Here is a 13,393-nt window from a genome sequence, read left to right on the forward strand (position 1 = left end):
TCGAATACCGTCCGCAGATTGATGAATCTTTACTCACTCCACTTCAGACCACCTGATCACGTGCCAGATTCCGCAGAACATAGTGCAGGATGCCGCCGTTGCGGAAGTAATCCCACTCCTTCGGCGTATCCACGCGGACGTGGGCATCGAAGGTGGTTTCCTTGCCGTCCGGGCTGGTGGCGGTCACCGTCACCATCTTCGGCTCGCCTTCCAGCGATGAGATGGAGAAGGACTCGTCACCGGTCAGGCCCAGAGACTCCGCGCCGTCACCATCCTGGAACTGCAGCGGCACGACGCCGAAGCCCACCAGGTTGGAGCGGTGGATGCGCTCGTAGCTCTGGGCGATGACGGCGCGCACGCCGAGCAGATTGGTCCCCTTGGCGGCCCAGTCACGGCTGGAGCCGGTGCCGTACTCCTTGCCGGCGAGGACCACCAGCGGCGTACCGGCGTCGCGGTACTTCATGGCGGCGTCGAAGATGCTGGTGACTTCACCCGACGGGACGTGGGTGGTCCAGCCGCCCTCGGTGCCCGGGGCCATTTTGTTGCGCAGGCGCACGTTGGCGAAGGTGCCACGCATCATCACCTCGTGGTTGCCGCGCCGGGAGCCGTAGGAGTTGAACTCCTTGGGTTCCACGCCCTGCTCCTGCAGGTACTTGCCCGCCGGGCTGTCCGGCTTGATGGCACCCGCAGGCGAAATGTGGTCGGTGGTGATGGAGTCACCCACGTAGACCAGGCACTTGGCACCCTGGATCTCCGGTACGCCCGGTTCATCCATGGACATGCCTTCGAAGTAGGGCGGGTTGGCGATGTAGGTCGAGGGCGCCCAGTCGTAGCGCTCGCCCTCCGGTACCTCGATGCCCTGCCAGTTGCGGTCCCCGGCGAAGACGTCGGCGTAACGCTGTTGGAACATCTCCCGGTCGAGGCTGCCGCCGACCACGTCCGCGACCTCCTGCTGCGAGGGCCAGATGTCCTTGAGGTAGACGTCCTGGCCATTCATGTCCTTGCCCAGCGGTTCGCGCACCAGATCCACCGTCATGGTGCCGGCCAGGGCGTAGGCCACCACCAGGGGCGGCGAGGCCAGCCAGTTGGTCTGCACCTCGGGGTGCACGCGGCCTTCAAAGTTGCGGTTTCCGGAGAGCACCGAGGCCACCATCAGGTTGCCCTCGCGGATGCCTTCGCTGACCTCGTCGGGGAGTGGGCCGGAGTTGCCGATGCAGGTGGTGCAGCCGAACCCGGCCACCTGGAAGCCGAGCTCGTCCAGGTGGTGCTGCAGGCCAGCCCGCTGCAGGTACGCCGGCACTACCTGGGAGCCCGGGGCGAAGGACGTCTTCACCCAGGGCTGACTGCCCAGACCCCGCTCGCGGGCCTTCTTGGCCACGAGACCAGCGGCGACCAGAACATCCGGGTTGGAGGTGTTGGTGCAACTGGTGATGGCGGCAATCACCACGGAGCCGTGCTTGAGCAGCGTCTTCTGGCCGTTGATCTCGATCTGCACCGCGCCCTTGTCGTGATCCACCTGACCGCCCACCGCGGTATCGCCACCCTCGTTGAGGAAGCGTTCCTCGTCGGCTCCGTGATGCTGATCCAGGTGCGCCTCCAGGGTATCCAGGAAGGTGTTCTTGGCATCGGTCAGGGCAACCCGGTCCTGCGGCCGTTTGGGCCCGGCCAGGCTGGGCACCACGGTGGAGAGGTCCAGCTCCAGCACGTCGGTGTATTCGGCCTCGCGGGCACCGTTCTCGCGCCACATGCCCTGTTCCCGGGCGTAGGCTTCGACCAGCTTGATCTGCTCCTGGGAGCGGCCGGTGAGTTCCAGGTAGCGCAGTGTCTGCTCGTCGATGGGGAAAATGCCACAGGTGGCGCCGTACTCCGGGGCCATGTTGGCAATGGTGGCGCGATCAGCCAGGGGCATGTTGGCGAGACCATCGCCGAAGAATTCCACGAACTTGCCCACCACACCCTTTTTGCGCAGCTGCTGCGTGACCGTGAGCACCAGGTCGGTGGCGGTGGCGCCTTCGGGCAGCTTGCCGGTCATCTTGAAGCCCACCACCTGCGGAATCAGCATGCTGATGGGCTGACCCAGCATGGCGGCCTCTGCCTCGATGCCTCCCACACCCCAGCCAAGCACGCCCAGGCCATTGATCATGGTGGTGTGGGAGTCCGTGCCCACCAGGGTGTCGGGGTAGGCGCGGCGCACGCCGTCGACTTCCTTGGTGAACACCACTTCCGCCAGGTATTCCAGGTTCACCTGGTGCACAATGCCCGTGCCCGGAGGCACGACACGGAAGTTGGAGAAGGCGTTCTGGCCCCAGCGCAGGAACTTGTAGCGCTCATAGTTGCGGTGATACTCAATCTCGATATTGCGCTCAAGAGCGTCCCTGCTGCCGAAGACATCGACCATCACCGAGTGATCGATGACCAGATCCGCCTGCTCCAGCGGGTTGATGCGACTGGGATGTCCGCCCAGACGCTGCATGGCGTCGCGCATGGCAGCCAGATCCACCACGGCCGGCACGCCGGTGAAGTCCTGCATCAGAACGCGGGCCGGCGTGAAGCCGATCTCGGTGCTGGGCTTGGCGTTCGGATCCCACTGGGCCAGCGCTTCAATGTTCTCGCGGGTGATGTTGACCCCGTCTTCCTTGCGCAGGAGGTTCTCCAGCAGCACTTTCAGGGAAAAGGGAAGGCGACCCAGGTCGAACTTGTCTTCCAGGGCCTTGAGTCGGAAGATCTCGTAGGCGTTGCCCTCGACGTCCAGCGTCGCGCGCGCATTGAAACTGTCTGTCATGTTGCCTCCCAGTGTCTCACCATCTGTGCCTCCTTGAGCCCCTCGCCCAAAGCCGATCAGTTCTGTGGGTCAATCGCAGTCACTACGTTCACCTGGCTCGCGCAAGCATCCCCGGCTGGCTTCTCTGTCAGCCGGACTCGCTCCGCCGCATGCGCGCAACCGGGAGGACCACCCTGATGAGCGCCTGGAGCCGACGGCAGTTCGATCCGAACCTCCATTGCCCGAAGCGCATTACGCGCCCGCTTCAACGTCGCCAGCGCCTCTTCGCCGCAGCGGCCACAACAGGCACAAAGACCCAGAGACAGCCGCAGATCCCGCATGGTCCGTGCTCCGTTTCGGGCAACCGCTGTGCGGATGTCCTGATCCGTGATCGAATGGCAGAGACACACGTACATGGAGTGATCCTATGCGCGCCGCATTACGCCCGGCCCTCCATGCAACCGGCCCAGCGACGCAGGGTCGCGGCCAGCCTTAGATAGGCCATGAACGCGGTGTCCGGATTCGCTTCCCGTGCGTCGTGGAACAACTGGGGCAGAAGTCCGCGCAACTTCGGGATGTCAGCGCAAAGCCCCCTAACGCCCCCATCCGTCTCTCGGTACCCATTGAGTTGCTCTTCACGAAGAAGATCGTCCTCCAGTCGGAGCTGATGAGTCACCGCGAGTTCGAGGCGCTCCAACGCCTGTCGCCAGGACCGGGTTGACGGCTTTCGGGTGAGCTGCTCATCCAGCAGATGAATGATCCGAGCCCTGGCAGCCTGTAACTCACAAAGTGCATTTCTCTCCGCTTCGATGTGGTTGCAACCAAGGCGCATGTCGGCGGAACGCGCTTTCACCTTTTCCATGGATAACCTCCAGTCTTCGCCAGTTCATTTACCTGCGTGATCGTTGACGCGATGGCACTCGATCATCCTGCGCTATCACCCGAGTCAGGAACGTGTCACCGCGACCTTACGTACGCCTTCTCGATTTGTTCGCGGATCTCCTTGCCTTCGACACTGAGCGTCGCGGTGGGCCTGGCCTTCAATCGCTCCAGACCAATGGGTTCGCCAGTTTCCTCACACCACCCGTACTCGTCACGATCGATCCGCAGCAACGCGGCGCGAATCTTCTCCAGTTGACGCCGATCGCGATCACGTAATCGAAGCTCCAGGGCGCGCTGCTCGTTGATCTGAGCTTGATCCACTTCTTCCGGGAGACTTTCCTGTTCCCGCAGCGCCTGCACACTCCTGTCAATTCTTGCCATGATTTCGCGACGCTCGTGCTCCAGGATTGCCCGGAAGAACGCCTTGTGTTCCGGCCCCATGTACCCCGCGTCCGCGCTGGGCGGATCAGGCAGGCCAGTCTCGCTGTCACTCTGCTCTGAAGGACGCATGCTGTTCCCCCGTTAAACCTGGCTCGCGTTCAAGTGCCGCAGAAGGTGCGCAACACGCGCTCGCTCGCTCGCGGTGGGCGCGCACCGGGAGCGTTCTCCGGATGATCCGTGAACGGCTGAGTCACATTCGAGAGAAGCTCACGGAACGGCGCCAGGTCGCCGTGGCGCTCAGCCGCCCGGATGGCAGCATGCACCGCATGGTTTCGCGGAATGACAGCGGGATTGACCCGGTGCATGGCACGCATGCGCTCGGTGCTGCGCCCACGATCCTGCTGCAGGCGTTCCAGCCAGCGTGTGTACCACTGCTGCCAGCCATCCGGGTCACTGAACAGGGCCCGAACCGGCGAATCCAGGTTCGGCTCGACAGCAGTGTCACTCAGACGTCGGAAGAAACACGTGTAATCCACCTGCTGGCGCTCCAGAAGCGCGAGCAGTTCATCCACCAGTACAGCGTCGTCAGGATGCTCGCTGAAAAGGCCAAGCTTGCGGCGCATGCCCTGCAGGCGATCACGTTCATAGAGCGCTGGGAAAGAGCCGACGACGTCCTGCGCCTGTTCGATGGCTGCGTCCTGATCGTCATCGAGTAGCGGCAGCAGGGTCTCGGCAAGACGCATCAAATTCCATTGCGCCACGGCCGGCTGATTCTCGTAGCGATAGCGACCACCCTGATCGATGAAGCTGAAACAGGCGCCGGCCTCGTAGTGATCAAGAAACGCACAGGGGCCGTAGTCCAGCGTCTCGCCGATCAGCGTGGTGTTGTCGGTGTTCATCACGCCATGGATGAACCCGATATTCATCCACAGAGAGACCAACGCCGCCTGCCGGCGCACCACTTCACGCAGAAGCGCGACATACCTGTTTTCGCCGTCGTCTCCGACCAGCCCGTGCCGGTCAATCACGTAATCCGCCAGAATCCGTATGGCCTCGACATCCCCACGCACCGCGAAGTACTCGAAGGTGCCAACACGGACGTGGCTCTGTGCCACCCGGGTGATGACCGCACCGGGGAGGTGCGTCTCGCGCTGCACGCTCTCACCCGTGCTGACCAGCGCCAGGGCACGGCTGGTGGGCACGCCCATGGCATGCATGGCTTCGCTGACCAGGTACTCCCGCATCGCAGGCCCGATCGGACAGCGACCGTCGCCACCGCGGGAGAAAGGCGTGGTGCCCGAGCCCTTGAGCTGAATGTCCCGGCGAACACCGTTGCGATCGACGACTTCGCCGAGCAACAGGGCGCGCCCATCCCCTAGCTGAGGAACAAGGTTACAGAATTGGTGGCCGGCGTAGGCCAGCGCGATAGGCTCTGCACCCTGCGGGAGCTGCCAACCGCTGAAGATCCCGGTGATCCGGGCACGCTCCAGATCAGGCAGCCCCAGTTCCGTGGCCAGCCCACGATTGAACCGCACCGTTGCCGGCGCCGCCGGCGATGCCGGCTGACAGCGGGCGTAGAAGCGCTCGGGCAGCCGCGCATAGGTATTGTCGAACCGCAGCCGCACCGGCTCTTGCTCGGGAGCGGCGATCGAGGGTTCGTGTGCGCTCATGATGCATGGATCCTGTCTTTTGATTTCGTTTCGACATTACCAAAGGCATAGACTGGTTTCAATTCGGTAGTGTTTCGCTATCATATGGACATGAGCGACAACACGTCTGAACTCACAGCAGATCTGATCATCCACGCGGCCAATCTTGCCTCGGGCAGCCACCGCGCCCCGTCGCTTTCCGCTGCCCAATGGGCGGCGCTGCGCTTCTTCGCCCGCGCCAATGATTTCTCGCGTACGCCGTCCGCGTTCGCGAGCTACCACGGCACCACCCGCGGCACTGCGTCACAGACCGTGAAATCCCTGGTGCAGAAAGGCTATCTGCGACGCGAACACAGCACCGCAGACGGACGAAGGAAGGAGCTGCACTTGACCACCGAGGGAGAGCAGGCGCTCATGGGAGACCCTGCCGACGCTCTGGTTCGCGCCATCGACATGCTTCCCCCGGCAAAGCGGCGAGCCCTAGAAGACGTGATGCGACGTATCACCGCGCATGTGGACACCCAGTGCGGCGAGCCGACGTTCGGTGTCTGCGCCGACTGTGGGTATCGTGATGACAGGGGAAGCCAAGGTGCTGTCTGCCGGGTGACGGGGGAACCCGTAGGCCGATCGGACGCGCAACAGTTGTGCTACGCCTTCACCCCAGACAGTGCCCTGCCAGACACGCAGGTCTAGCGCCGCTAGACGGGCTATCGATTAGTCTGGACCGTGGATTCGAACTTGCAGCGGCTCTTCGACAGGGGGCACCACGACGTGTTGATGGCGCGTTGCACCCGCCACCTGTCAGCGTAGATCACTCCTGGAAGGCATTCCGGGTTTCCTACCTCTTTCCTGCCTGCTCCCGGGCTGTATGCGAGTGTCGCGACAGGCCGACGTCCCGGATGGCGACGGACGCGCTCCGGGGGCGTCACGTATTGGCCGGAACAGCCGGCATTCGAGTACGTGACCCGGGGACGGCTGCGGTGCGGCGTCACGTCGAGGCCTTAGAACGTCTGCAGGACAACCTGAGTTCTCGGTATCCTCTGGCCCGAAAGCGGCAAGATAGCCCCTATACACCTTGGACGGGACACCGCGGAGCGATGTCGAGCAGAAAACGGATCATTGTCGTCGGGGCGGGGATCGCTGGCCTTGCCGCGGCCAAGGAGTTGCAGGCTCACGGTCATGAGGTCCTTGTGCTGGAAGCGCGTGATCGCATCGGCGGTCGAATATGGACGAGTCATTATTGGCCGGACATGCCCGTGGATCTGGGCGCGACATGGATCCATGGCATCGAAGGGAATGCCATCACTGCGCTCGCGGACGACCTCCAGGCAGAACGCTTGCGGACGAGTGCGGACAGAACAACGACGTTCAATGCGGCTGGCGCCGTGATCACCGACGCCGAGGAAGTACTGCTCGAGGAAATCACGATCGAGGTGGACCGTCTGGTGGAGCGCGCTCAGGACCGGGACCCGGACGTGTCAGTACGGGACGCGATTCGGCCGCTTGAGGAAAGGCTCGCGCCCTCGAGGGCATCGAGTCAGTTACTTGGTCTTTTGTTAAACAGTTCCATCGAGCACGAATATTGCCCGAGTCTGAACCAGCTGTCGGCACACTGGTTCGACACCGGCGGAGAGTTCGCCGGCGAAGACGCTTTTTTTGTCCATGGCCTTGAGGTGATTACGGAGTTCCTTCGCGTAACGTAGGAGGTTCTCTCCGCAATTCACCCGTAACATTACACTTCAAGGCATTAAGACGGTCGAGGTCCCGGGAAGAGCCTATCTCCCTGCGCAGCCATGAGCGCGACGCCCCAGCTCCGAGAATATCAACCAGCTGGGGCACGGCCCTTCGCACGGTGATGACTTTGACCCAAGTCAATATCGTCTGGTGATTCCACTGGTACTATAACTTAGGATATAGTAGACAGTCCTGTCTTGGCGTCCGTTTCATACCATAGGTGGCCATTATGGAACTTGATCCGCTGCTGCTCTCCCGTGTGCAGTTCGCGTTTGTAGTGTCCTTCCACGCAATCTTCCCGGTTTTTACTATTGGCTTGGCAGCCTACATCGCCACGCTTGAAGGGTTGTTCTACCGAACCTCGAATCCTGTCTACGCAACTCTGTCACGCTTCTGGACCAAGGTCTTCGCCGTAGTCTTCGGCATGGGCGTGGTGTCGGGCATCGTCATGGCCTTTCAGTTCGGCTCGAACTGGAGCGCGTTCTCTTATATTTCGGCCAACTTCCTCGGCCCGGTGCTCAGTTATGAGGTGGTGACCGCGTTCTTCCTGGAGGCCACCTTCCTCGGGGTGCTACTGTTCGGCCGCGATAAGGTGCCGAAGGGCGTTCACCTCTTCGCCGCCTGCATGGTGGCGGTGGGCACGTTCATCTCATCGTTCTGGATTCTATCGGCCAACAGCTGGATGCAGACGCCGGCCGGAGTTGAAATGCGCGACGGCTTGTTGCACGTCACGTCGTGGGCAGAGGCCATCTTCAACCCGTCACTCTGGCCGCGGTTCTTCCATATGGCACTGGCCTCATTCCTCACCGCGGGATTCGTTGTCGCCGGTGTCAGTGCCTGGTATCTGCTCCGGCGCCGCGCTCCTGAGCTGAATCGGAAGGCGCTTGGGATGACGGTTGTGCTCCTCGCCATCATTGCTCCGGCGCAGCTTCTGGTTGGGGACTGGCACGGACTCAACTCCTTCGAGCACCAGCCTGCCAAGGTCGCAGCCATGGAGGGAGCCTGGGAGACGAAGGAGGGCGCCCCGCTGATCCTGTTCGCGATCCCGGATGCGGCCAACGAGACCAACCACTGGGAAGTGGCTATTCCTAACATGGCCAGTCTTATCCTCACTCACGATCTCCAGGGAGAAGTCCCCGGGCTGAAGGAGTGGCCTGCCGAGGATCGACCGCCGGTAGGGATCGTGTTCTGGAGCTTCCGGGTGATGGTCGCCATCGGACTGTTGATGATCGCCGTCGCCGCCGTGGCGCTGGTGCAGAGGCTGCGCGGACGCCTGTTCGAGTCCACACGGCTGCTGCGCGTGTTCACCTGGATGATTCCGCTGCCGTTCGTTGCGGTGCTGGCGGGCTGGTTCGTCACTGATATTGGCCGTCAGCCATACATCGTCTATGGGGTCATGCGCACTGCCGAGGGTGTGACTCCCTCGCTCACCGGCGGCATGGCCCTGTTCACCTTGGTGGGGTTCATCCTGGTCTATGCGGTGATCTTCGCGGCGGGGCTTTACTACCTGGTGCGTCTTATCCAGGCCGGACCGGAGTCCCTGGAGGCCGCGCCAGTTCAGAGCGAGGGCCGGCCGAAGCGTCCGTTCTCGGCGGTGGGAACACCCCTCAATGACAACCCGGTCACCGGTGGCGAGCGAGGTTAATCGACATGGAACTGCTTGATCTGACGCTGATCTGGATTCTGATCATCGGCTTCGGCGTGTTCATGTACGTGCTCATGGACGGCTTCGATCTGGGCGTGGGGATTCTCTTCCCTTTCGCCCCCGATGAAGCCTCACGCGACGCGATGATGAACTCCGTGGCGCCGGTCTGGGACGGCAATGAAACCTGGCTGATCCTCGGTGGAGCGGGGCTTCTCGCAGCCTTTCCGCTGGTCTACGCCGTGTTCCTGCCTGCGCTCTACATCGGTGTATTCCTGCTTCTGGCGGGCCTGATCTTCCGCGGTGTCGCCTTCGAGTTTCGGTTCAAGGCCAACCGGTCACGCTACCTATGGAACTGGTCCTTCTTTGGTGGCTCGCTGGTAGCGACATTCGCCCAAGGTGCCGTGGTGGGCGCTTACATCCAGGGCTTCGAGACCTATGGCTTCACCTACGTCGGTGGGCCGCTAGACTGGCTGACCCCGTTCACCGTGATGACGGGCTTGGCCTTGGTGTGTGGGTATACGCTCCTCGGCGCCACCTGGCTGGTGCTCAAGACCGAAGGTCCGCTGCAGGACTGGGCCTATGCGGTGGCCAGGCGCATGTTGCTCGCTGTGATGGTGTTCTTCGTCATCATCAGTATCTGGACACCCTTGGCCGAGGTCCGAGTCATGGAGCGCTGGTTCGGGAATCTGGAGTGGCTCTGGGTATTCCCTCTCGTGACAGTGGGCGCGGCCTACTGGCTCTGGCAGGCCATCGAGCAACGTCGTGAAGGTGTGCCGTTCGTGGCCACGATGGTGTTGTTCATCATGTTCTACATCGGTCTGCTGATCAGCATGTGGCCTTTGGCTGTGCCGCCGGATCACACCTTCTGGGATGCGGCCTCTGCGCCTGCGAGCCAGCTATTCCTCCTGCTGGGCGTGCTATTCCTCACCCCTGTCGTGTTGGGCTACACGGCCTGGACCTACTGGGTGTTCCGCGGCAAGGTGTCCGCGCATTCCGGCGGGTACCATTAGTGGTCTGTATCAAGAAGAAAGCACTGCCCCATGTTACGAACGTTTGTAACGTCGGGGCAGTAGCCTCGCAGACTGGATGGCAACCCCGGCAAATGGGTGCGATCGCCGTCCCTGAACTAGTCTAAGCCAACCTCCGCTCTTCAGCGGGTTGGGACTACGGGAGTCTCAAATACACCCCTATAGGGTGACCGGGGTATACCGACCTGCCCGCTGCATTTATTACCATGAGGACAGGGTATTGCGCCGCAGCATCAATAATCCTTGCCAAACAGTTCACTGAAACTACAATACGAACCAGATCCTCGCCCCGAGAGGCCAAAAAAAACCCCCTCGGGCGAGGGGGCATAAAGGGCGACTTGGGAGTCGCCTGGAGGAGAAACAGACCGGTCATAAGAACCGGCGAATCCATGAGAGGTCAGCTACAGCATCTCGTTGAGGTGCTGCCACCCACTCCCAAGCAGAGCAGACAATGGCGACAGCATGGGAGGCTTAGGCTCTCCAGCTTGCTCATGTCTCAACCCTGTACAATTATTGTACACCCGCACATCCTTTCCGTCAATCCATTGCTTTAAGCTCCCTTCGCTAGCCGATCACTGGCCATAGGCTCAAGCACAGATTTGCTGCCAGCGCAGCAGATGGAAGATGACTCACTTGGCCTCCCTGAGTCACAGACCACTTTATGCTCCCCTGTCCACCCATGGCCTAAATGCTGTCAACACGCCCGGATGAATGAGCTTGTGATCTGAATGGCCCTCTCAGTCACTGAAGATGGGCTACTCGGGAGGGCATCTGACCTTGTGAGGGCGGTCCGCGTCCGCCGAAGACCGCGCACAAACGGTCCGCAGGGCAGGCGTTCCCATACTCGGGGTGGGTGTACAAAACGTGTAAAAGAATGGTATAAAGATAGCGAATCGCCAATACTTATTCGGCGGTGCCAAGCGAAGGTAAACCACAGCGGGAGAGATCGGTGCGTGCGACGCTGCACCGGCGCCGAAGGAGCAACGACCCCGGAAACTCTCAGGCTACCGGACCGCTGTGGTGTTGATGATTCCGTAGAGTGGCCGGCGAAAGCGTCCGCTGGCCCACCGAAGGAGCAAGCGGCCTCGTCATTGCGATCGCCCGTGAATCTCTCAGGTCCCATGACGGAAGGGGTGCTCGCGACCGCGTGGTGGCGAGGTCAACCCGACGCGTCTGGAGACAGAGCGATGCAGCGTGTTGCCATCATCGGCGGAGGGATCACGGGGGTCACCACGGCTTACTCTCTGCTCAAGCGTGGTTTCGACGTCACACTCTATGAGCGCAACCGGTACACGGCGATGGAGACCTCCTACGCGAATGGGGGCCAACTCTCGGCGTCTAACGCGGAGGTTTGGAATCACTGGCCCACGGTGTTCAAGGGGCTGCGCTGGATGCTTCGTGCGGACGCCCCCTTGTTGGTCAACCCGAAGCCCTCCTGGCACAAGTTGAGCTGGTTCGCCGAGTTCATGGCAGCCATCCCTCGTTACGCCCATAACACCTCGGAGACGGCGCGGCTCGCGATCGCGGCGCGTGATCACCTGTTCCAGTGGGCCGCAGACGAGGGAATCGAGTTTGATCTGCAGCGCCGCGGTATTCTCCATATCTACCGCACCAGGCAGGGGTTCGCCCATGCGCAACGCGTCTCCGCGCTGCTGGCCAAAGGCGGGTTGGAGCGTCGGCCCGTCACGCCAGAGGAGATGCGCACCCTTGAGCCGAACCTCGCTGGCGAGTATCACGGCGGTTTTTTCACGGAAACCGATGCCACCGGTGATATTCACAAGTTTACGCAAGGCCTTGCCTCCGCCATTCAACGGCGCGGTGCCACCATCCGCTACGGGGTCGAAGTGCATGATGTCGGAGCGAGCGCCAACAGCGCCTGGGTACGTCATGGGCAGGGCCGAGATGAATACGATGCACTCGTGGTCTGTGCCGGTGTCGGGAGTCGCAGTTTGGGAGCCAAGCTCGGAGATAGGGTCAACGTCTATCCTGTCAAGGGCTATTCGATTACCGTGCACCTGGACGATCCCGCCTCCCAGCAGGCGGCCCCATGGGTGAGTCTGCTCGACGATGAGGCCAAGCTGGTGACGAGTCGGCTGGGAGCAGACCGGTTCCGGGTCGCCGGGACGGCGGAGTTCAACGGTTTCAATCGCGATATCCGTCACGACCGCATTCGTCCGTTGATCCGTTGGGTCGAGCAGTGCTTCCCCGGAGTGGATACCCGCAGGGTCGTTCATTGGGCAGGCTTGCGCCCGATGCTCCCGGACATGATGCCGCGCATTGGCAGGGGCACGCAGCCAACCGTGTTCTACAACACGGGCCATGGCCACCTTGGCTGGACGCTGTCTGCCGTGACTGCCGAACTGGTCGCGGATGCTGTCATGACAACAGGTTCGGCTCAGTCGAACCTGAATCTTGTCTCCTATGGCTGACATGTCGGCGAGCCTATGGTCGATCTTGCCTTCTGCCGGAGGCGTTCTGCTCTCCGGGGGTGCGAAAGCCGCCTTAGTAATGTATGAGCGCTCGGTCGAGAGCGCCGAGGCTGCGCTGGTCGATCATTGGTTCAAGAGCCTTCCTTCGGAAGGTACGCAGCCAGTTCCAACTTCGCTAGTAACGTGGTGTTTTGGGGCAAAAGGGCGATGTCGAAAACTCTAACCCGTGACAGAAGACGGCCACCCCAACTTGATCCTCATTGGCACAGAGGTAGAAAACCTCCGTGAGCGTCTCATCGAAACAGAAAGTTGATTGACAAGCTGCCGGCCTGAGGTCAAAGAGACGGCAGCGCGAGAGGTCTGTGCTGTTGGCGTTACGCTAGCGATCGGGTCTACAGCTTTTAATTTCAGCAGCCTTTTAGAACAAGGTACCTCATACACTCAACTCTCACGATCAGGAGCAAACGTGGCAGAAAGTCCCTGCGTCAAGGTGTGCAAGATCGAAAACGGCGCGTGTGTCGGCTGCGGCCGCACGCTCGAGGAAATCGCGCAGTGGTCCAAAATGAGTAACGCAGAGCGTCAGCGAGTTCTGGACAGGCTCGCCGCGGCGAGTGCCGTTTCAGCCGCAGCAAAGCCGGTTTCACTTGACATCTGACGCCGGAATCAGGCCGCTGTGGCCACCCTCGAGGGCTAGCAGCGACCCGAAGCCGCCAGTCACTCAGTCTCTGCGACAGTCCGCTTTCAGAAGCTGTCGACCGCATCCGATGGAATCCACGGTTTAGCAGACTCGCTCGTAGCGGCGGGATAGAGCCCCGATTTCTCCTCCACCAGCCCAGGAGGGTGCCCTAGCAGCCTGTCGGATTTGAACTCGCTTGAGCGGCGCA

Annotated in this window: 11 protein-coding genes and 1 riboswitch; of the genes, 6 read left to right on the forward strand and 5 right to left on the reverse strand. The window is 61.7% G+C overall.

Annotated elements, in window-relative coordinates:
* Positions 1-43: 43 nt before the first annotated feature.
* The 5 genes from acnA to KU884_RS04080 form a co-directional block, all read right to left on the reverse strand.
* Positions 44-2,782 carry an aconitate hydratase AcnA gene (gene acnA, locus KU884_RS04060; RefSeq protein WP_167781415.1) on the reverse strand — a complete coding sequence of 913 codons (2,739 nt, stop codon included), beginning with the start codon at positions 2,780-2,782 and terminating at the stop codon, positions 44-46.
* Positions 2,783-2,838: 56 nt separating this feature from the next.
* Positions 2,839-3,177, reverse strand: coding sequence for a (2Fe-2S)-binding protein (locus tag KU884_RS04065; protein ID WP_167781416.1), 339 nt, complete (start codon positions 3,175-3,177; stop codon positions 2,839-2,841).
* Between the two features lie 23 nt (positions 3,178-3,200).
* Entirely contained in the window at positions 3,201-3,623 is a 423-nt protein-coding gene (locus KU884_RS04070) for a hypothetical protein (RefSeq protein WP_167781417.1), read from the reverse strand.
* Between the two features lie 95 nt (positions 3,624-3,718).
* Positions 3,719-4,084 carry an RNA polymerase-binding protein DksA gene (gene dksA, locus KU884_RS04075; protein WP_254432166.1) on the reverse strand — a complete coding sequence of 122 codons (366 nt, stop codon included), beginning with the start codon at positions 4,082-4,084 and terminating at the stop codon, positions 3,719-3,721.
* A 98-nt stretch (positions 4,085-4,182) separates the two neighbouring features.
* Entirely contained in the window at positions 4,183-5,694 is a 1,512-nt protein-coding gene (locus KU884_RS04080) for a YdiU family protein (protein WP_167781419.1), read from the reverse strand.
* Between the two features lie 90 nt (positions 5,695-5,784).
* Here KU884_RS04080 and KU884_RS04085 point away from each other — a divergent pair, with 90 nt between their 5' ends.
* The 6 genes from KU884_RS04085 to KU884_RS04110 all read left to right on the forward strand — a co-directional run bounded on the left by KU884_RS04085 (position 5,785) and on the right by KU884_RS04110 (position 13,164).
* Positions 5,785-6,366 (forward strand): MarR family winged helix-turn-helix transcriptional regulator, encoded by a 582-nt coding sequence (locus KU884_RS04085; protein ID WP_217351410.1) that lies wholly within the window; start codon positions 5,785-5,787, stop codon positions 6,364-6,366.
* A gap of 404 nt (positions 6,367-6,770) precedes the next feature.
* Complete coding sequence (locus KU884_RS04090) at positions 6,771-7,376, forward strand: FAD-dependent oxidoreductase (protein ID WP_167781421.1); 606 nt, start codon at positions 6,771-6,773, stop codon at positions 7,374-7,376.
* Between the two features lie 260 nt (positions 7,377-7,636).
* Positions 7,637-9,052: a cytochrome ubiquinol oxidase subunit I gene (locus KU884_RS04095; RefSeq protein ID WP_167781422.1), complete on the forward strand. Its 1,416-nt coding sequence runs from the start codon at positions 7,637-7,639 to the stop codon at positions 9,050-9,052.
* 5 nt (positions 9,053-9,057) lie between these two features.
* Positions 9,058-10,062, forward strand: a complete 1,005-nt coding sequence (cydB, locus tag KU884_RS04100; RefSeq protein ID WP_167781423.1) for a cytochrome d ubiquinol oxidase subunit II — start codon at positions 9,058-9,060, stop codon at positions 10,060-10,062.
* Between the two features lie 945 nt (positions 10,063-11,007).
* Positions 11,008-11,105: riboswitch (glycine riboswitch) on the forward strand.
* A 162-nt stretch (positions 11,106-11,267) separates the two neighbouring features.
* Entirely contained in the window at positions 11,268-12,509 is a 1,242-nt protein-coding gene (locus KU884_RS04105) for a D-amino acid dehydrogenase (RefSeq protein WP_167781424.1), read from the forward strand.
* A 466-nt stretch (positions 12,510-12,975) separates the two neighbouring features.
* A complete protein-coding gene (locus tag KU884_RS04110) occupies positions 12,976-13,164 on the forward strand; it encodes a DUF1289 domain-containing protein (protein ID WP_167781425.1) in 189 nt (62 codons plus the stop codon).
* Positions 13,165-13,393 lie beyond the last annotated feature (229 nt).

The organism is Aquisalimonas sp. 2447 (assembly GCF_012044895.1).
Classification (GTDB): Bacteria; Pseudomonadota; Gammaproteobacteria; order Nitrococcales; family Aquisalimonadaceae; genus Aquisalimonas.

Bases quoted from the DNA above. Each gene is read 5' to 3' on its own strand.
- acnA (WP_167781415.1), bottom strand. From the start codon at position 2,782: ATGACAGACAGTTTCAATGCGCGCGCGACGCTGGACGTCGAGGGCAAC.
- KU884_RS04065 (WP_167781416.1), bottom strand. From the start codon at position 3,177: ATGTACGTGTGTCTCTGCCATTCGATCACGGATCAGGACATCCGCACA.
- KU884_RS04070 (WP_167781417.1), bottom strand. From the start codon at position 3,623: ATGGAAAAGGTGAAAGCGCGTTCCGCCGACATGCGCCTTGGTTGCAAC.
- dksA (WP_254432166.1), bottom strand. From the start codon at position 4,084: ATGGGGCCGGAACACAAGGCGTTCTTCCGGGCAATCCTGGAGCACGAG.
- KU884_RS04080 (WP_167781419.1), bottom strand. From the start codon at position 5,694: ATGAGCGCACACGAACCCTCGATCGCCGCTCCCGAGCAAGAGCCGGTG.
- KU884_RS04085 (WP_217351410.1), top strand. From the start codon at position 5,785: ATGAGCGACAACACGTCTGAACTCACAGCAGATCTGATCATCCACGCG.
- KU884_RS04090 (WP_167781421.1), top strand. From the start codon at position 6,771: ATGTCGAGCAGAAAACGGATCATTGTCGTCGGGGCGGGGATCGCTGGC.
- KU884_RS04095 (WP_167781422.1), top strand. From the start codon at position 7,637: ATGGAACTTGATCCGCTGCTGCTCTCCCGTGTGCAGTTCGCGTTTGTA.
- cydB (WP_167781423.1), top strand. From the start codon at position 9,058: ATGGAACTGCTTGATCTGACGCTGATCTGGATTCTGATCATCGGCTTC.
- KU884_RS04105 (WP_167781424.1), top strand. From the start codon at position 11,268: ATGCAGCGTGTTGCCATCATCGGCGGAGGGATCACGGGGGTCACCACG.